Annotated in this window: 23 protein-coding genes; 9 read left to right on the top strand and 14 right to left on the bottom strand. The window is 38.0% G+C overall.

Annotated elements, in window-relative coordinates:
* Positions 1–38: 38 nt before the first annotated feature.
* The gene (locus GXK58_RS18650; RefSeq protein WP_160724683.1) at positions 39–314 is read left to right on the top strand and encodes a hypothetical protein; all 276 of its coding nucleotides are present in this window, start codon (positions 39–41) and stop codon (positions 312–314) included.
* A 21-nt stretch (positions 315–335) separates the two neighbouring features.
* On the opposite strand, the gene GXK58_RS18645 is transcribed toward GXK58_RS18650, so the two are convergent.
* From GXK58_RS18645 to GXK58_RS18635, 3 genes are all read right to left on the bottom strand, one after another.
* Positions 336–533, bottom strand: a complete 198-nt coding sequence (locus GXK58_RS18645; RefSeq protein WP_160724682.1) for a ComZ family protein — start codon at positions 531–533, stop codon at positions 336–338.
* Positions 534–678: 145 nt separating this feature from the next.
* Positions 679–1,509: a hypothetical protein gene (locus GXK58_RS18640; protein ID WP_160724681.1), complete on the bottom strand. Its 831-nt coding sequence runs from the start codon at positions 1,507–1,509 to the stop codon at positions 679–681.
* Between the two features lie 79 nt (positions 1,510–1,588).
* Positions 1,589–2,311 carry a hydrolase gene (locus GXK58_RS18635; protein WP_160724680.1) on the bottom strand — a complete coding sequence of 241 codons (723 nt, stop codon included), beginning with the start codon at positions 2,309–2,311 and terminating at the stop codon, positions 1,589–1,591.
* Positions 2,312–2,520: 209 nt separating this feature from the next.
* Here GXK58_RS18635 and GXK58_RS18630 point away from each other — a divergent pair, with 209 nt between their 5' ends.
* Positions 2,521–2,706 carry a YjzD family protein gene (locus tag GXK58_RS18630; RefSeq protein WP_160724679.1) on the top strand — a complete coding sequence of 62 codons (186 nt, stop codon included), beginning with the start codon at positions 2,521–2,523 and terminating at the stop codon, positions 2,704–2,706.
* Between the two features lie 47 nt (positions 2,707–2,753).
* Here the strand turns inward: GXK58_RS18630 and clpB are convergent, their stop codons facing one another.
* Both clpB and GXK58_RS18620 read right to left on the bottom strand, forming a co-directional pair.
* Positions 2,754–5,357, bottom strand: a complete 2,604-nt coding sequence (gene clpB, locus GXK58_RS18625) for an ATP-dependent chaperone ClpB (RefSeq protein ID WP_160724678.1) — start codon at positions 5,355–5,357, stop codon at positions 2,754–2,756.
* Between the two features lie 119 nt (positions 5,358–5,476).
* On the bottom strand, positions 5,477–5,656 hold the full coding sequence (locus GXK58_RS18620; protein WP_160724677.1) for a YjzC family protein: 180 nt from the start codon (positions 5,654–5,656) through the stop codon (positions 5,477–5,479).
* Between the two features lie 274 nt (positions 5,657–5,930).
* Here GXK58_RS18620 and GXK58_RS18615 point away from each other — a divergent pair, with 274 nt between their 5' ends.
* Positions 5,931–6,623 (top strand): Crp/Fnr family transcriptional regulator, encoded by a 693-nt coding sequence (locus tag GXK58_RS18615; RefSeq protein ID WP_160724676.1) that lies wholly within the window; start codon positions 5,931–5,933, stop codon positions 6,621–6,623.
* An 88-nt stretch (positions 6,624–6,711) separates the two neighbouring features.
* Here GXK58_RS18615 and GXK58_RS18610 read toward each other — a convergent pair whose 3' ends face one another.
* From GXK58_RS18610 to GXK58_RS18600, 3 genes are all read right to left on the bottom strand, one after another.
* Positions 6,712–7,440, bottom strand: a complete 729-nt coding sequence (locus tag GXK58_RS18610) for a YwiC-like family protein (protein ID WP_160724675.1) — start codon at positions 7,438–7,440, stop codon at positions 6,712–6,714.
* Between the two features lie 322 nt (positions 7,441–7,762).
* Positions 7,763–8,305, bottom strand: coding sequence for a molybdopterin-guanine dinucleotide biosynthesis protein B (gene mobB / locus GXK58_RS18605; RefSeq protein ID WP_160724674.1), 543 nt, complete (start codon positions 8,303–8,305; stop codon positions 7,763–7,765).
* Positions 8,293–9,558, bottom strand: a complete 1,266-nt coding sequence (locus GXK58_RS18600) for a molybdopterin molybdotransferase MoeA (protein ID WP_160724673.1) — start codon at positions 9,556–9,558, stop codon at positions 8,293–8,295. Before GXK58_RS18600 ends, mobB begins: the two co-directional genes overlap by 13 nt.
* Before the next feature lie 218 nt (positions 9,559–9,776).
* Between GXK58_RS18600 and ric the strand changes: the two genes are divergently transcribed.
* Entirely contained in the window at positions 9,777–10,475 is a 699-nt protein-coding gene (gene ric / locus GXK58_RS18595) for an iron-sulfur cluster repair di-iron protein (protein ID WP_160724672.1), read from the top strand.
* Between the two features lie 75 nt (positions 10,476–10,550).
* On the opposite strand, the gene moaA is transcribed toward ric, so the two are convergent.
* Positions 10,551–11,567: a GTP 3',8-cyclase MoaA gene (gene moaA / locus GXK58_RS18590; RefSeq protein WP_160724671.1), complete on the bottom strand. Its 1,017-nt coding sequence runs from the start codon at positions 11,565–11,567 to the stop codon at positions 10,551–10,553.
* 329 nt (positions 11,568–11,896) lie between these two features.
* Between moaA and GXK58_RS18585 the strand changes: the two genes are divergently transcribed.
* A complete protein-coding gene (locus tag GXK58_RS18585) occupies positions 11,897–12,595 on the top strand; it encodes a Crp/Fnr family transcriptional regulator (RefSeq protein ID WP_160724670.1) in 699 nt (232 codons plus the stop codon).
* Positions 12,596–12,639: 44 nt separating this feature from the next.
* On the opposite strand, the gene GXK58_RS18580 is transcribed toward GXK58_RS18585, so the two are convergent.
* Positions 12,640–13,767, bottom strand: coding sequence for a TIGR04053 family radical SAM/SPASM domain-containing protein (locus tag GXK58_RS18580; RefSeq protein ID WP_160724669.1), 1,128 nt, complete (start codon positions 13,765–13,767; stop codon positions 12,640–12,642).
* 171 nt (positions 13,768–13,938) lie between these two features.
* Positions 13,939–14,247: a metal-sulfur cluster assembly factor gene (locus GXK58_RS18575; protein ID WP_160724668.1), complete on the bottom strand. Its 309-nt coding sequence runs from the start codon at positions 14,245–14,247 to the stop codon at positions 13,939–13,941.
* A 289-nt stretch (positions 14,248–14,536) separates the two neighbouring features.
* On the opposite strand from GXK58_RS18575, the gene GXK58_RS18570 reads away from it, so the two are divergent.
* From GXK58_RS18570 to GXK58_RS18565, 3 genes are all read left to right on the top strand, one after another.
* The gene (locus tag GXK58_RS18570; protein WP_160724667.1) at positions 14,537–15,346 is read left to right on the top strand and encodes a Cof-type HAD-IIB family hydrolase; all 810 of its coding nucleotides are present in this window, start codon (positions 14,537–14,539) and stop codon (positions 15,344–15,346) included.
* A 123-nt stretch (positions 15,347–15,469) separates the two neighbouring features.
* The gene (locus GXK58_RS27070; RefSeq protein ID WP_202171397.1) at positions 15,470–15,622 is read left to right on the top strand and encodes a hypothetical protein; all 153 of its coding nucleotides are present in this window, start codon (positions 15,470–15,472) and stop codon (positions 15,620–15,622) included.
* A gap of 1 nt (position 15,623) precedes the next feature.
* On the top strand, positions 15,624–15,809 hold the full coding sequence (locus tag GXK58_RS18565; RefSeq protein WP_160724666.1) for a DUF3813 domain-containing protein: 186 nt from the start codon (positions 15,624–15,626) through the stop codon (positions 15,807–15,809).
* Between the two features lie 71 nt (positions 15,810–15,880).
* Here GXK58_RS18565 and GXK58_RS18560 read toward each other — a convergent pair whose 3' ends face one another.
* Positions 15,881–16,723 carry a YitT family protein gene (locus tag GXK58_RS18560; protein WP_160724665.1) on the bottom strand — a complete coding sequence of 281 codons (843 nt, stop codon included), beginning with the start codon at positions 16,721–16,723 and terminating at the stop codon, positions 15,881–15,883.
* A gap of 109 nt (positions 16,724–16,832) precedes the next feature.
* Between GXK58_RS18560 and GXK58_RS18555 the strand changes: the two genes are divergently transcribed.
* Positions 16,833–17,687 (top strand): DegV family protein, encoded by an 855-nt coding sequence (locus tag GXK58_RS18555; RefSeq protein WP_160724664.1) that lies wholly within the window; start codon positions 16,833–16,835, stop codon positions 17,685–17,687.
* 31 nt (positions 17,688–17,718) lie between these two features.
* On the opposite strand, the gene GXK58_RS18550 is transcribed toward GXK58_RS18555, so the two are convergent.
* The gene (locus tag GXK58_RS18550; RefSeq protein ID WP_160724663.1) at positions 17,719–17,850 is read right to left on the bottom strand and encodes a DUF3941 domain-containing protein; all 132 of its coding nucleotides are present in this window, start codon (positions 17,848–17,850) and stop codon (positions 17,719–17,721) included.
* A gap of 72 nt (positions 17,851–17,922) precedes the next feature.
* Complete coding sequence (locus GXK58_RS18545; protein WP_160724662.1) at positions 17,923–18,786, bottom strand: CvfB family protein; 864 nt, start codon at positions 18,784–18,786, stop codon at positions 17,923–17,925.
* Between the last annotated feature and the right edge of the window lie 18 nt (positions 18,787–18,804).

Below are 18,804 nucleotides of genomic sequence, written 5' to 3'. Positions count from 1 at the left end.
CAACAAGAGATATTTTTTATTGGGGAGGAAGGAAAAGAATGACAGATTTTGATGAGGGGCAAGAGTCCGAAAAGCACGAGGAATGGGAAAAACAAATAAAAGAAGATCGGTTTACAAGTTTAATGTTTGGACCTCGAAGAGATCAGGACGAAAAAAGATCCCATCACCGAGAGGAACCAAAACACAGCAGTTCCACCATTGATTATGAGGAACTGATGATCAACATTGATAACTTGGTTGAATCTTTCCGCGGACTTAAACCCTTATTTAGTAAAGTGATGCCTTATGTCCAACAATTTTGGAAAAAAAAATAAGCTGCCAACCTGGCAGCTTATTTAACGTTCGGTTTCCTTAAGAGCATCCGCTTTCCCTAGCTCATATGCTTCCTGCATTACTTTAGTGAATAGGTTCATAAAGGGTTGAATGAGCTCCATGGATAGTTCCACCCCTGCTTGGTCCAGCTGTTCTTTTGCTTCTGGTAAGTATTTCATCGCAATCTGCATAAATTGTAGTGTCTGTTCCTGATTTTCCACAATATGTACCCCTTTATCATTTTAATTAGGCCGATCCCCTGTAACATTAATTAACCTATTTTATTATAAACGTTAATTAGAGATAAGAACGGCCCTATACCTTTTTATTTTAACCGTTGATTTCTAGATTGAAAAGTACACCCTATCATTGTTCAGCGTTGTTTAGATTTATGCGGCCCAATAAATCCAATTGCCTTTTTATAGATTCTTGGAACGGTGTAACGTGCTTTACCGTAACTCTTTTTATTGTTTGATCGATTAGTACTGGTTCCGGCCTTACCGACTCGGTTAAACTCCCCTTCAGTTTTAATTGTGCAGCACATTGAATCCAATAGTCCTCTATGCCGCTTTCGATCAAAATACAGTTAGAACGGAGCCCTGACTCATCTATGATTTCTAGAATTGCTTCCACTGCATCATCTATAAATAGAATATCTCCAGTCCATTCCCGTTTATTTGCCGTAATTTCTGTTTCCTCAAATCTTGCTAAGAGTGCTTGCTGGAATGAAAACGTTGGAGGCTGCCAAGGACCGTAAACGGCGGGCAAATATACAAATTGCCATTCAATTGGCGCACTTCTTAACCATTGTAATACAGCATCAGGTTCCGTATTTAGATGTTGAATTGGCAGTATACTAACAATCTCTGTCACATGATTATTATCTATAAATTGCTGAAGCGATTTTCCTGACTCCGTTTGTAAAATGGTTTCCCTATTTAACATATATAAATCATATAAAGATACAAAAAGAGTGGTTTTGACCGTGTCTTCTAATTTATACCCATCTAACTTGGAAAGGGAAATTTCGTTAAAGTTAGCATTTCTGCCGATTTCTAGTCTTTTCTCTTCAAGATTTCCTGTTTCCTCAAGATTGTCTATATGAATGCCAATAACCTCTAAGCCCTTATTTAAAAGTGTACTCCCAATATGAAAACTAACAAAATCATAAATGCCAAATATAATGGCCTTGTCCATTACATCTTCCTCCCCAAAAATCACCTTATTGAAATCCTATGCGGCTTCCTAAGGAAATATTTCTTTTGGGGAGGTCACATTAAAGTACGGTTTCATGGCTATGAAAAGACTTAATCAACATTTTTCCAAGCTGCGGTTTTTTTTCTGGAAGAATAAAGGTTGGATTTATTTTAGGGGATTTTATGATCTTTTGATAAATTTGTGATTGAGTATATGATTTTCCGCCTGCTAATACTTGGATAATGGTAACAGGACAGTCAAAATCAAGATTAACCATTTCATCCATGGTTAGTATTTCTTTTTCTATGGCTGCATGGTCGATTTGATGGGCAAAAGTTAATTCCTTCATTAACTTTTTATAAAAAAATTTATGTTCTTTCTCTAATTCAAGTTGATGTTTCAAAGATAGAATTGGATTTAGAAGGACTACTGACCGAATACACCCATTCATCTTTTCGAGTAACTTTACCGCAACTAACGCTCCCATTCCTTCGGCAAGCACATGAATTTTATTATTCAGGATTTCACTTCTGATTACATGTTGATATAACCTTTGAGCAAGCTCGACAGCCTTTTCGCTCCCCCAGTTTCGCCCATATAGATTTGAGGAAAAAATGGTGTACCCGGCATCCTTTAATTCATTGATAATAGCCAGCTTTCCTTCATTTTGTGTCCAAAAGCATTTACTTTCATCAACAAAATGTCTTTCATCTCCAATAATTAGAATCCCAAATCCTGTAGGCTTTTCGGGGTAATGAATGATATTCCATTGGGTATCCATCTGAAAATTACGATTCTCCATCGCTAAATCTCCTTTAACCTATTTCCTCAAGGTATTGTATGCCGTTTCACAAGAGATGAAAGGGAGTTTGCCCATATTTTTAAAAACAATGGACATTATTATGGCCCAAAACTTAGAAACATTAGTCTGAAAATTGTTTTTATATATATTTTTTCACCATTGTATGGTAGTATTTAAAGTAATGTATAATAAGTAAGAGGTGAAAACGAGTGCGTATTTTTTGGACTTTTTTATGGTCTTTCCTTTTAGTACACATGCTTACATATGTTGTTAGTTCAATGACAGAAGGTGCAAGTTATAATTTTGCACAAGGTTCTATTTCGGCTGTTGTTGTTACCGTTTTAATTCTTATTTTGACAACCATCATTCCTAACGAACCTGTACAAAAACATTAATAAGAAAAGGTCTTCCAATCTGTTTGGAGGACCTTTTTTCTGTTTTTTCACTGCTTTTGTTTCACGTCTATAAATATTTCAGCTTGATCAATCGTAATTTCAACGGTTGACTGATCATGAACCCTTCCAGCGATTATCTCCCGGGCAAGCTTTGTTTCTATATTTCTTTGTATATATCGTTTTAATGGTCTGGCCCCGTATATCGGGTCAAAACCATTAACAGCTATAAATTCCTTGGCATCTTCGCTGATGATGATGTCGATTTGCTGCTGTTTCAATCGATTTTGCAGGTCATGAAGCATCTTAACAACAATATTCTTTATCTCACCTAAAGACAATGGCTTAAAGAGGATGGTCTCATCAATTCGATTTAAGAATTCTGGGCGGAAATGTGTCCTTAACTGTCCCATCACCTTATTTCTAGTTTCATCTGAAATTTCAACCTCATTGTCACTTCTTTCTAGCAGGAAGTGAGAGCCTATGTTAGACGTCATAATAATAACAGAGTTTTTAAAGTCAACTACGCGTCCTTGAGAATCTGTAATCCTTCCATCATCTAATGCCTGAAGTAGAATATTAAATACTTCCGGATGCGCCTTTTCAATTTCATCCATTAAGATAACAGAATAGGACCTTCTTCTTACTGCCTCTGTTAGCTGCCCCCCTTCTTCATATCCTACATACCCCGGAGGTGCCCCAATTAATCGAGAAACCGCATGCTTTTCCATATATTCAGACATATCTATTCTTATAATATGCTCTTCACTATCAAATAACGACTCAGCAAGTGCCTTGGCGAGTTCTGTTTTCCCTACGCCTGTTGGGCCTAGAAATAAAAATGATCCTATTGGACGGTTGGGGTCTTTAATCCCTGCTCTTGCTCTTAAAACTGCATCCGATACCAAATTAACTGCCTCATTTTGGCCAATTACTCGTTCATGTAAGATCGATTCTAATCTAAGCAGCTTCTCTCGTTCACCTTCGACTAATTTAGAAAGTGGGATGCCTGTCCATCTGGAAACAATCGCAGAAATTTCTTCACCTGTTACCTCTTCACGAAGCAGCCTCTCATCTTTTGCTGCATTTTCCTCTAACTCTTTCAATTCTTTCTCTGCTAAAGGAATCTGTCCATGTCTTAATTCAGCGGCACGATTTAAATCATATCGGTCTTCCGATTGCTGCAGCTCTCGGCGGAGTCTTTCAAGCTGTTCACGTTTATCCTGCAATTTTTGAATAGACTGCTTCTCCTGCATCCATTTCGCCTTCATCGCATTTGCCTGATCCTTTAAATCCGCAAGTTCTTTTAGAAGTGCTTCAAGTCTTACTTTACTTCCCTCATCACTTTCTTTTCGAAGTGCCGCTTCTTCTATTTCTAGCTGCATCACTCTGCGTGTCACTTCGTCTAGTTCAGTAGGCATGGAGTCAATTTCCGTACGGATCATTGCACAGGCTTCATCGACAAGGTCAATGGCCTTATCAGGCAGGAACCGGTCCGTAATATAACGATCCGATAAAGTAGCTGCTGCCACTAAAGCATGGTCATGAATCTTTACCCCATGATGGACCTCAAACCGTTCTTTTAGTCCTCTTAAAATAGAGATAGAGTCCTCGACATTTGGTTCCTGGACAAGTACTTGTTGAAAACGACGTTCCAGTGCTGGATCTTTCTCAATATATTTACGGTGCTCATCAAGTGTAGTTGCCCCAATACAATGCAATTCTCCTCTAGCAAGCATCGGCTTTAACATGTTCCCGGCATCCATTGCCCCTTCGGTTTTACCCGCTCCAACAATGGTATGAATTTCATCTATAAAGAGCAAAATGCGCCCTTCGCTTTTCTTGATTTCATTTAAAACTGCCTTTAGCCGTTCTTCAAACTCACCTCGAAATTTAGCCCCGGCAATAAGCGAACTCATATCTAATGAAAAGATGGTTTTGTCTTTAAGTCCTTCCGGAACATCTTTTCTGACGATTCTTTGGGCAAGTCCCTCGACAATGGCCGTTTTCCCTACCCCTGGTTCACCAATCAGCACAGGATTATTTTTTGTTTTTCGTGATAAGATTCGAATGACATTACGGATCTCCGTATCCCTGCCGATTACTGGATCAATTTTACCAGCTGCTGCTTCGGCCACAAGATCTCGCCCATATTTTTTTAGCGCATCATATCCTGCTTCTGGATTTTGTGAAGTCACTCTCTGATTCCCCCTTATTTCTTTAATAATTTTTAAAATCATCTCGGGAGTGATTCCAAATTTTTGAATGATTTTTTTCATATCAGAATCATTTGCATGAACGGAGGCTAACAAAATATGTTCCACCGAGATGTACTCATCTAAAAATTTAGAGGCGAACTCCTCCGCATTGACCAATAGCCTTTGCAATTTCGCGGTAATATAAAGTTTACCTTGTTCCACTCCACTGCCGCTTACTTGTGGTTTCTTTGCTAGTTCTCGTGATATAGATAGCTTTACCTGATCCACCTGCAAGCCCGACTTTTCGAGGATTGCTGAAATTAGGCTATCCTCTTGATTCATAAGAGACAAAAATAGATGAAGTTCATCAATTTCTTGGTGACTTTCTTTTATAGCTAAGCCTTGCGCATCCATGATCCCTTTCTGCAGCCGCTCCGTCATCCGATTAAGATCCACATGCCTCACTCCTTTTGACCTTTTTTGACCTTTTAGTTATATTATAAAAAATTCTATTGTATAAGTAAAATAAAGACACAAGAAAAGCCATCCAAATAGATGACTTTTTCTAAAAATGATTAAGGTTTACGTACGTAGGTCCAAACACGGTCATCATTTGATGTCTCTGGAAATGAGTCCCCTGCTTTCAATTTAATCTTTTTGGGGTTTGTTACATTACTTCCGGCATCACCCATTTCGATATAATAACCATTGTTCGGTGCCTTTTTCCCAGGTCTAAATTGATGATTTTGTCCCATTCTTCATCCCCCCTTTATTAATACATCTTTATTATCTCCGTTTATTGTATGAGCATTATAGGGAAATTCTTTCAAATTCGGCACGAGTCGACACTATTTCCCGAGAAATATGCTAGGTTCCCATCCATTTATTGACGATTATATGAACTTATTCCACTTTTATTGCGAATCATTCTTTATTAACAATATAATTATAGTATTATCTAGGGGAATCTCATTAACCTTGACTTGCATTTTTTAAAAATTTATTTGTACCTTTAAAGGTGGTTATAGTATGCAGTCAGTAAAAGAAATGCCTGTTACGTTGTCACATCTTTTTGAGACCGTTCACCATATAAAGAAAATTGAAAAAGGTACGTTTTTGTTTCGGGAAGGTTCTCAAGCAGATGAAATGTATATAGTCCAAAGTGGAATTCTTCAAATCAGCAAAATCATCCCGGATGGCCGAGAGTTAACCATTCGAATGTGTTCTAAGGGAGATTTTGTTGGTGAATTAAATTTATTTTCACCAACTTCGAAGTATTTATTAAGTGCACGGGTCGTAGAGAGTGGAGAAGTTGCTGTTATTATGAAGGATGTGTTAGAAGATAGACTGTCCCAAAACCTGGCCCTATCATTTGAATTTATCCAATGGATGAGCCTCCAGTTCAGAAAAACACAAACAAAATTTCGGGATTTAGTCCTTCATGGCAAAAAAGGGGCTTTGTATTCTACTCTTATCCGGATTAGCAACAGTTATGGAGTAAAAACCAATCGAGGAATTCTGGTGGAATTACCTTTTACCAATCAAGAACTGGCGAATTTTTGCGGCACATCACGCGAGGTAGTCAATCGGCTCTTAAGCGAATTAAGAAAGTCAGATATCATTTCTATCGATAAAGGCTGGATTACCATCCATGATATAGATTATCTAAAAAGGGAAATCGATTGTGAAGATTGCCCAATTGAAATCTGTAAAGTAGATTAGTACCAAGCGAAATCAGACATTTATAGACTGGTGAAAAGATCTATCTCAGCTATTACATTAAAAAAATCGGTCAATCAGACCGATTTTTTTAATGTAATATATGCAATTGAATACCAAGAATAATAAAAATAATTGCTGAATTAATGATTTCATATATGCCAATTTGAAGTGGTGATAATTTTTTTCCATAAAAGAAATAAGCACGAAGAAGGCTGGGGATATAAGCGACCGCTACAATCCAAAATCCGCAAATGAACCATACCGCCACGACAAGAAAATGATAGGTCCATGAAATCCATTTGAAAATAGTATTTTTCTTTTCCCTAATCATGGTTTTGACATAGAAGGTACAACCTATAAAAAATAAAATAGATGTTAAAAATGGAAAAATCAATGTGTGAAGGGTAAGAGTCCCCTGACCTAAATAACTGCTCGCAAGGCCTGCAATAGAAAAGGCAAATACGGCACTCAAATCATTCATAAATGCTCTGTCTTTATTTTTTGAAGTAAAGTAGGCGTTTATTGCGAAAAACGGCAGCATCATGAATCCAAAAAATACAATGGATGGCCTATGAATAAGCGGAAACAACATCAATAATAATGCGGGTACGATATAAATAATCGTCCACTTTGTGTAAAAGCTAATTTTTTTCTTCTTAAATAATAAGAGCATCGGATAGGTAGCTAGATATAGCAAGATCCAGCCAATAAAAAATGGTATGTCCTGCCATATAAACCCTCCATCTATCACTCCCAGCCAAAAGGGAATGATAAGCATTGCCCAAGCGCCATGTTGTTTTGGTAAGAATAACTTCATCCTTTCTCACTCCTTTTCTTTATAGCCTAACTATAAAAGAGTCGGCTCAAAAAATAAGTGAAGAGTGTCACTATAAATATGAAAAAAAGAAGGCAATTCAATTTGCCTTCTTCAATCCTACCGAGATATGAATGGAAATGGATGTTTGTCAATCAGTCATGGTAACATTAATCATCTCTAGCGAAGTTATCCACTGATCATTAACTGCATTCCCATTCCATATCTTACATCTTATATGAACAAACCATATAACCCCTACTAAGTAGTATAATGTGTGCCACGGGGAATGGCTGTGATAAAAGTAACATATTTGACAATTTTATTAACTTTTTTCATCTTTTTTATGAACAATCTTCTTCATGATGAATTCTGTTGTCCAATTTATTATTCCTTCTTTATCCTTAATCGAAAATGATGGATACAAATGATCTCGAATTACTTCTTTATCCCAATATACCATAGTGCAAATCTGGGTTAATGATTTTATTAGTTGCAAGTCGTCTTTTCCCTTTACGATCACGAGTTTTGGGTAATTTTCCTTTTTATAACCTTCCACTATAATGACATCAGGTTGAAAGAATTTTAGCAGTCCTATTTGGCCTTCTAAAGTTAATTCCTGATTGTCTGCCTGCAAGACTACTCTTCCACTCCCTTCAACAAGGGAGGCAATCGCCCCTGAACGAATATGGCTTGCAGAGTCCTTCTGCTCCGTTACGTCCGGTTTCCCGCCATGGCCATGATGTTTGATCGTAACGGTTTTAATTCCTCGGTTGCTGAGGGATTCTATTAGTTGATTAATAAGTGTCGTCTTCCCGCTATTTTGATATCCTGCCACTTGAAAAACAAAGGGTTCTACCAAGGCCACACACTTCCAACTTGATCTTCAAGCATTAATACCTCGACTTCAGTCCCTGCCATAAAGCCTCGTGTTCCTCCCGGAAGAATCATGAGTGAATTCGCACCGGCCAGGCTCATAATAATATTGGATTTGTCCAAACCGCTAGGAGCAGCCTTTAACCTTCCTTCGTCCACAAATACGCTACTTCTAACAAATCTTGTAAACGGATTCGCCTTAGGAAAATCGACTTCAAGCAAAGCCTTTTCTTTTCGTAGATGAGGCTTCTTAGAATATAGTTGTGTCCTGATAATTGGCCGGACAAATAGTTCAAAGCCAACATAACAAGCGGAAGGATTACCCGAGAGCCCAAATAGGATTTTCCCATTATGAACGGCAACAGTGGTTACACTTCCAGGGCGCATGGCAACTTTATTAAATAAAACCTCCGCACCGAGTTTTTCATATATCGCAGGCAGATAGTCAAAGTCCCCCACTGAAACTCCCCCGGTTGTAATTAATAAATCTACTTCTTTTAAAGCTTTCTTTACCGCCTCAAAACAAGTATCAAAATCATCGGGCAGTTTTCCAAAATAGTGAGCACTCCCCCCTGCTCGCTCAATTTGGGCAGCGATCATATACGAATTGCTGTTACGTATTTTTCCGGGTACTAACTTCTCGTCTACTTCTAACAGTTCCGTTCCCGTCGCAAACAAGCCAATTCGCGGTTTTTTGGCAACGGGAACTTCCCTATAACCAAAAGTAGCAAGCATTGCTTGAATCCCTGGATTAATTAATGTTCCTTTTTCAACCAAACAATCGCCTTGTCTAGCATCTTCCCCCATAAAAGATACATTCGTACCCTTATTAACTTTTCGCTTAATAGACATATACGGAATTCCATTTTTTTCGTAGTCATTTGTTACTTCAAACATGACCACAGCATCTGTTCCACTTGGCATCATCGCACCAGTCATAATGCGAATGGCTTGTTTTTCACCAACCACCTTTTTAGAGACCATACCAGCCCCTAAGTGGTCAATAACTTCAAATTCGACTGGATTGGATAGTGATGCATCCGCTGTATCTACCGAACGGACGGCAAACCCATCATAGGGAGCCCTGTCAAAATGAGGAACATCACTTGTTGCAATTAAATCCTCTGATAAATAACGCCCATAGCTTTTATTTATAGAAACATACTCTGTTTCGCCAGTTAATTGATGATTCATAATTTGTTTAACTGCTTCAGCAATAGGAATCGGGTTTCTTTTTTCTAGCAAATAAATCAGCTCCTGCCTTGAACGAGTAATTTCGTTTATATGTAATGGATTATAACAGCTACTATCCATTATAAGTCTAGAGAAGGCTTGCCAACGTATCAAATATCACAAATAAAAAGAAAAAATAAAAAAAACATTGTCAAAGTGTGATACAGGTCACCATAAATATAAACCATTTCTATTATGCTTATCTCATAAACCTATAGGAGGAATTATAAATGACTTTCACCATAACATCCAATTCATTGGTTAGAGATATAGTAAACGAACTTCCAAAGGCAAGTGACCTATTTAAAAAGAACCGGATTGATTTTTGCTGCGGCGGGAATATTCCTCTCACACAAGCAGCAGCCCAAAATGGACTAAATCTAGAGGATCTTCTTGAAGAATTAAAGGACGTATTTGAAAAATATGAAAATGCGGAGAAAGATGTAGAAGTGTGGACCAACTCGGATTCCAATACGATCATCAATCATGTTATTGAAAATTACCATCGGGTATCTGAGGAAGAATTAGCCTTATTAAATCCCTATGTAACAAAGGTTTCACGAGTCCATGGTGATCACCATCCGGAGCTAATTAAAATGAATGAACTTTTTTATGAATTCAAAAAGGAACTGCTTGAACATATGGCAAAAGAAGAAGAAATTGTGTTCCCGCTTATTAAGCAGCTTGCAGATGGTACCGTGCCTAATCGTGAAGAGGCCATTCAATTAATCAACGAACTCGAAAAAGAACATGATCATGCTGGAGAATTATTACGGCAAATCCGTTCCGTTACTTCTGATTTTGCGCTTCCGCTCGATGCCTGCGGTACTTATCGTTTAGTTTATGCCCGGCTGGAAGAATTAGAAAGCTTAACATTTATGCATGTACATCTTGAAAACAATATCTTATTCCCAAGGTATCTTAGCTAAAATGGACATCCCGTTTGCAAAAGCAGCGGGATGTTTATTTTGATAAAAAAAAATAACCCTCTTTAGAAAAGAGAGTTATCCGCCAATATAGGACATTTCAATTTTTTTGCGATTTTTATTAGTTTCTGCTGTTCTTTCATCCGAATATCTGTCATCACGTCCATTCCAAATCGCCGTAATCCTCTCCACTATTTGCTCGTCAGTTGCTCCATTTCTCATAAAATTTCTGATATCATGGCCATTGCCATTAAACAAACAAGTGAAAATCTGACCATTTGCTGATAGTCTGGACCTCGTACAACTTGAACAGAAAGACTCGGAAACAGACGTTATAAAGCCGACATTAACGTCCTTGTCTTTATATTTGTATAGCTTAGCCACTTCACCATAATAAGCAGGACCAACTGGTTCAAGTTCAAAATGCAAATTTAATAAATGGTATATTTGTTTTTTTGTTATCACATCATCCATTTTCCAGCCGTTGGTTGAGCCTACATCCATATATTCAATATAGCGTAACTCTAATCCATGCTCTTTACAATATTCGGCCATAGGAATAATTTCTGTATCGTTTAACCCCTTTTTCACAACCATATTGACCTTGACTCCAAGACCTGCTTGTTTGGCTGCGGCAATTCCTTCTAATACCGGGGCCGTTCCTACACCCCTGCCATTAATTTGACCGAACAATTCATCGTTTAAGGTATCAAGGCTGACATTGACACGTCTGAGACCTGCAGCCTTCAACTCAGGCGCCAATTTCGGCAGCAGTATACCATTTGTTGTTAACCCAAGATCACTTAGCCCTTCAATTTTTGAAAGTTTTTCAACTAAAAGAGGTAGATCTTTACGCAGCAGAGGTTCACCGCCAGTAAGGCGGATTTTCTCCACACCTAAACGGACAAATATTTTTCCTAGGCGTTCAATTTCTTCATAGGTTAATAAGGCACTTCTAGGAAGAAATTCAAAATCAGGACCAAATTTCTCAGCAGGCATGCAATACTGACAGCGGAAATTGCACCGGTCAATGACGGAAATTCTCAAGTCATGCAAAGGTCTATTTAATTTATCCTTAATCATTGTTTTTTCCAATAAAATCAACTCCATTATAATAAAGGAAGCTATACCATGAGTGTAACAGGAAAATAAGCAAAAGACTGTTACTTTATTCACTATTAAAATACATTTATTTATTCTAATCTTAACAGATGATTGGAATGGAATAAACGTTTCTTTTGGAAATGATTATCCACTATTTCTTTACTGCCATCCATTTTATACTATCAAGGAAATTAATCTTTTAGGTTTTCACTATATTGTCATTGTTTACCCCGTTTTATGAGCTTGTCTTCAGTTAGAATAAAATTAACAAACTAATATACGGAACTTGACTCATTTATAAATAAATTTGAGGTGAAAAAATGGCACTGACTATAAAACCAACTCAATCTATTGAGATAAAAGAATTACTTGAATTTGCGGATCGGAAGTTTAGAAGTGAAAGGGGAACCTTTCTTTTTCAAGAAGGGATGGCAGCGGAGGAGTTATATATTATTCTTTCTGGCAAAATCCAAATCAGTAAAATTACCTCAGATGGCCGTGAACTTTCCTTAAGAATTTGCGGAGCAAACGACATCTGTGGAGAACTAACTTTATTCACTGATAATCCTCGATACTTATTAAGTGCAAAAGTTCTTGAAGAAGGAGAAGTTGTTGCCATAAAAAAAGATATTATCGAAAGCGAAATTTTTCAAAACAGTAAGCTTGCGTTTGAATTCATGAAATGGATGAGTGATCATTTCCGTAAAACTCAGACCAAGTTTCGTGACCTCGTATTAAATGGCAAACGCGGTGCCCTATTCTCGACGTTAATCCGTATGTCTAATAGCTATGGCATCCAAAAGGATCAGGAAATAGTAATTGACCTTCCACTAACCAATCAGGAACTCGCTAATTTCTGTGGCACATCCCGCGAGAGTACAAATCGGATACTAAGTGAGTTAAAACGAGATAAAATTATTTCTGTTAAAAAGGGCAAAATATCCATCTTGAATTTACAATATTTAAAGGACGAAATTGGCTGTGAGAACTGTTCAGCTGTTTATTGTAATATTGAATAATTTTTCTACGAGGCTGTCCCGCTAGCGAGGCAGCCTCTTTCACCCTAATTTTGCGACTGCTCTTCCCTATATGCTTTTGGTATATAGACACAGAACGGTTCACTTTCAAGGTAATCTCCCGTCATAGCATAGGCTCTTGACCTTGACCCTCCGCATACATAACGAAATTCACACACACCGCATTTCCCTTTAAATTCATCTGGATTTCTCAATGACTTGAAAATAGGGGATTCCCGATAAATTTCTGCTAATGGTGTTTCCCTGACATTTCCGGCTTTCACTGGCAAAAGGCCGCTTGGATATACATCACCAATATGGGAAATAAACACAAAGCCATTTCCATCATATACACCTTTAGGTGCACGTCCAAGTCCATCGATTGACCCTGTTAATCCTTTTTCAGTCAAGGCACTTAAATAATCAATTTCATTTGTCTTTTCCTTTGCCTCACGCATTTTTTGCTGAATAACAACCCGGCGGTAATGCATCGCTTCTGTTGTTTTAATATCGAAAGAAACGCGTTTGCTTAAAGAATAAAGCCATCTTAACACCTTTTCATGTTCCGCAGGTGAAATCATGTCGTCTACTTGTCCTCGGCCCGTAGGAACTAGGAAAAAGACGCTCCAAAGTACACAATTTAAATTCTCTACCATTTTAGCCATTTCTTCTAAATAGGCAGCATTATATCTAGAAATAACAGTATTAATCTGAATCGGGATTTCAAGTTCATGCAGGTATTTAATCCGCTCCATTGTCAAATCAAAGGAACCAGCTGTTCCGCGAAAATGATCATGAATCTCTGCTGTCGGTCCGTCAATACTAAACGCCCAGCGGGAAAGCCCTACTTCTTTTGCTTTTTCAATTGCTTCCTTTGTTACATTTGGAGTGGCACTTGGAGTCATTGACACCCTGACCCCTTTTTCTACTGCATATTTAGCAATCTCAAAGATATCCTGCCGCATTAACGGGTCTCCGCCTGTAAAAACCAGGATAGGATTGTTCATATCATATATTTGATTAATTAAATTTTTACCTTCTTCAAATGTAAGTTCTCTTGGATCACGCGTGTACTGTGCATCTGCTCGGCAGTGCAAGCATTTTAACTGACAAGCACGGGTTAGTTCCCAGATGACAATAAACGGATCTTTATTAAAGTCACGATTAAAAGACAATTCAATCTGCCCCTTTATATTTCAACGTCTCGATTAACTGTATTATAATGTTGTTTATATTTTAAAAAAGTGAACTAGCTCACAAGTTACAAAATATATATGTAACTTTTGTGACGAAAAAAAGCAGCAGATAAGTGCATCTGCTGCTTTTTTATCATTATTAATTTTGCTTTACCGAATGCCTAAAGCGATTTTAGCATAGCGTGACATCATCTCTTTGTTCCAAGGCGGATTCCAAACAATATTAACATCAACATCATTAATTTCAGGTATATCTGCTAAAGCCCGTTTTACTTGGTCCACAATGGTACCTGCAAGCGGACACCCCATCGCGGTTAACGTCATTGTAACAGTAGCTAAGCCCTCTTCATTCATATCAACATCATAAACTAATCCTAAATTAACAATATCTACTCCCAGCTCTGGGTCGATAACAAGCTCTAACGCGCCCATAATATTATCTTTTAAATCTTCATTCATCTGGCAACACTCCTTATTGAACCTATTTTTATTACTCTTAAAGCTACCTTGCACCGCTTTTGGCCGGTCTATTCACTTATGGTAAACTTTAAGCTATAGCGGTTAAGTGAATTATATCTTTTTATCCCGCTTGAAGGTGTGAATTTTTTTACAGTCTAGCTATAAAATTGTTAACATAGTAAGTATAGGAATTATATTTCCTATCTTCCAATGAAATAAGTGTATCATGTAACCATAATTTTTTCTAAATGAAAGCTTTATCGTTAAATTTTAAAAAGTAGGTGTCCAGATGGCGGAGAAACATTTGATAGCATTAGACTTAGATGGGACATTATTAAAAGATGATAAAACAATCTCGCCCAGAAATAAGGAAGTTATTGAAAAAGCAAAAGCAGAAGGTCATATTGTAATGATTGCAACAGGAAGACCTTTTCGTTCCAGTGAAATGTATTATCGTGAGTTAGAATTGGATACCCCGATTGTCAATTTTAATGGTGCGTTTACCCATCACCCTCTTGATCAGAACTGGGGTTTTTATCATGAACCACTTGATGTAAAAGTGGCAAAAGATATTGTAGATGCATGCAGAAGCTTTCATTTTCACAATATTATCGCAGAGGTAATGGACGATGTGTATTTCCATTATCATGATGAAAAACTTTTAGAGCTTTTTAGCTTTGGGAAACCGAGGATTACAACGGGAGACTTAGCAAACTTTTTGACGGACTCTCCAACCAGTTTGCTTATTCATACGGAAGAGGATCAGTTAAGAATAATCCGCGACCATTTATCAGAGGTTCATGCGGAAGTCATTGAACAGCGCAGCTGGGCAGCACCATGGCATGTGATTGAAATTATTAAAAGCGGGTTGAATAAAGCCGTTGGTTTGAAAAAAGCAGCTGATTATTATGGGATTCCTGCTCAGCGAATTGTGGCCTTTGGTGATGAGGACAATGATTTAGAGATGCTTGAGTATGCAGGCCACGGAATAGCAATGGGAAATGCGATTGACCAAGTTAAGAATATTTCAAAAGGTGTTACCTTGAGCAATGAGGAAGACGGTGTCGGTGAATATTTAGCTGACTTGCTAAATCTCTAACTACAGTCAAAAGTACTAATTTCGCCATTGTTTACCTAAATGAACTGTCATACAGATGTGCATACTAGTTTTGAGGCAGCAAAGCTGTTTCAATCTTAGCTTTGAGCATATGGAGGGATTCGAATGGGTAAACGAAACAAATCAAGACGCTTTGTCCAACGAGGAGTGGATACGGTCAGCAAACATGATGAACGGATTCCATATCACATGACCTACGCTGAAGCAGAAGCCCAGAAGATGTCCAATGTGAACGAATCCTCGCTTGGAGGAATATAACATGGGAAACCAACTGTTCCAGGAAGCCAGACGATTTGTTGAAATGGCGAGATCCGCCAGCCCTGCTGACCTTGATTCTGCCGTCGCAAAAGCAAAGAATGCTCTTAGTTCGGCCTATGCTAATTCGACAACAGCTGAACAAGGCCAGCTCCGACAAATGCAAGAAGAGCTAGATCAGATTAAATAAAAAAGCAAAGCGCTCGTATTGGCCGACCTCTATCGGCTAATCGGGCGCTTGCTAATTTCTGTTTAAATGCCTTACTCTTTCCGAAAGAATCCATACACCTCTGCCGTTTGTACGATGTTTGTAAAAGCATTGGGATCTACTTCCTTAATAATTCGTTCTAGGTCAAAAAGTTCATACCTTGTAATCACGATCATCAGCATGTCTCTGGTTTCATTTGAAAAAGCACCTTTAGCGGGGATCATCGTTATTCCTCTTACTAATTTGGCATGAATGGCCTTTTTCATGTCATCCGCTTTTTTGGTGATAATCATGGCGGTAAGCTTGGCATGTCTAGTATGAATGGCATCAATCACTCTTGTCGCGGCATATAACGTTACTAGTGTATAGAGTGCTTTTTCCCAGCCATATAGAAAACCTGCAGTTAAGATGATAATACCGTTTAGAATAAACATATATGGTCCAACCGGCTTGTCTTTCACACGAGAAAGAACCATAGCAATAATATCCACCCCGCCCGTTGATGCACCCCATTTTAGTGTAATTCCCACCCCAATTGCCAAAATTACCCCGCCAAAAACTGCATTGAGTAAAATATCATGTGATACTTGTTTAATTGGAATGATTGAAAGAAATAGGGAAGAAAGAACAACACTAACAAAACTGTAAATCGTGAATGACCTTCCGACCTTTTTCCAGCCAAGTATAGCAACTGGAATATTTAAGAGAAGCAGTAATAATCCCATCGAAATATTTATTGGTGTATAATCACTTAGTACTTTCGAGAGTAATTGAGCAATTCCAGCGAAACCACTTGAATACACATTGGCCGGTATTAAGAATAAATTCATCGCGAGTGCATTTAATAATGCACCTGCGGCAACAATCACCACTTTTTTAACTTGGAGCCAAAACAAATGAATCCCTCCTTTTTTTTGAGTGTTTCATTTCTCGAAATTGAAATTGTTTTTTTTTATTGAAACCGATAAACTGAAATTAAATATGATTGGAAAGCAGGTGTAAGTTATGACAGTAAAAATACTTGCTGACAGTGCATGTGATTTACCGTTAAGTTTTTACGAAGAAAATAATGTAGTATTATTCCCATTAAAAGTACAAATTAATGATCAAAGTTATGAAGATGTCAAAACAATTGATCCTAAAACTGTTTATGATGCGATTAGGAGTGGAGTTGTCCCAAAAACCTCTCAGGTTTCTCCGCTGTTATTTGAAGAAGTGTTTACAGAAATGGCTGAAAAAAATGAAGACGGCATCTATATCGCCTTTTCTTCTGGATTATCGGGTACATATTCAACCGCTGTTATGATTCTTGACCAAGTAAAGGAAAAATATCCAAACTTCCAATTAACGATTGTCGATACTAGGTGTGCATCACTTGGATTTGGTCTAATTGTAATGGAAGCAGCAAGACTTGCTCAAAACGAAGTATCAAAAAAGGAAATACTCGCTGATGTTAAATTTAGAAGTGAACATATGGAACATATTTTTACGGTCGAGGATTTAGATTACTTAGCAAAAGGCGGCAGGGTTTCCAAAGCTTCTGCCTTTTTAGGAGGATTGCTTAATATTAAGCCAATCTTAAATATGGAAGATGGGAAACTTGTTCCGATTGAAAAAATAAGAGGGCAAAAGAAAGTGTTTCGCCGGATTATTGAAATCATGAAGGAGCGGGGCTCTCGTCTTGATGAGCAAATCATCGGTATTAGTCATGCAGATACCGAAGCAACTGCCCTCGAAGTAAAAGAAATGATTATCCAAGAATTCCATCCGAAGGAAGTGTATATCACAGAGATCGGGTCAGCCATTGGATCACATACAGGTCCGGGCACTATTTCAATTTTTTTCTTAAATAAAATATAATGCGAAAGAGCGGGGATTGCCCGCTCTCTCTTTATTTATGATCTGTCTTTTTAGAATATTGATTTTTTCCTGCCTGGCGATTTTTTTCTCGCTGCATATTTTTTTCATGTCGTAAGGCGTTATTGTCCTGTGCTTTTTTATCGTTATCAGAAGTGTGCGGCATATCCTTACTCCTTTCTAAATTTACTGCAGGACTTATTGTCTGTCATTTAGAAAGAGAGTATGTAAGCAAACGTTAATCTTTTTTTACGTAGGTCCAGCTGCCTTCCTGATAGACTCTTCCTTCTTTCAATAACTTTCCTAATGCCCGCTTAAAAGCCCCTTTACTTAGGCTAAAACGGTCTTGGATATCTTCAGGCGCACTTTTATCGTTATATGGCATCGCACCATTACGGCTCATCAAATATTCGTAGATTTTTTCTGCATCTAAATCTTGAGATTCTTCCTTTCTCCCCAGTAATGATACATTGATTGTCCCGTCTTCCTTAACATCAATAATCCGCCCCTCAACCTTCTGACCTAAACGGGGCTCGACCTGTCTCTGGGATTCATGGATAAAACCTTTAAAACCCTCAATCGTATAAACCCAGCTGCCGACCTTGGCGGTCCGATAAATATATCCTTGTACATTCTTATTAAAATCCTTCCTCTCGGCATTAGTCGAGATGGATTGGATTACTTGGTCGCTTGCCAGCCGTGCATAAAGCAGGTTACTGCGATTTACCCTTAAAGTAATATAAACCATATCTCCTACCTTGGGCCATACTGACTGGTGTGCAGGGAGATCGTCTGCACCTAACAAAATATCCTTTGGGAGACCGATGTTTAAAAATACACCAATTTTCGGATTCGTATCTGTTACTTTGACCCAGGCATACGTACCAACCGAAAGATCCGGTATTGTCATGGAAGCGGAGATTCTTCCTTGTGAATCGGTAAATAAAAAGATCTCAACTTCATCTCCTTCCGTTAATTCCTGCTGTGCCTGGTTTTTATGCAATAAAACATCCTCATTACCATCTGTTAAGAAATAACCGAAATCCGCAATTCGTGCAACAGTTAATGTGGTGGTTTGACCAATTAGTTCAGTTAAAGACATATTTTTAACTCCTCTTTT

Origin of the sequence: Bacillus sp. USDA818B3_A (assembly GCF_009928415.1) — a bacterium.
In the GTDB taxonomy this organism is placed as follows: domain Bacteria; phylum Bacillota; class Bacilli; order Bacillales; family Cytobacillaceae; genus Neobacillus.
The sequence above is the reverse complement of the archived record's forward strand: the minus strand, read 5'-3'. Positions and strand labels throughout refer to the sequence as shown.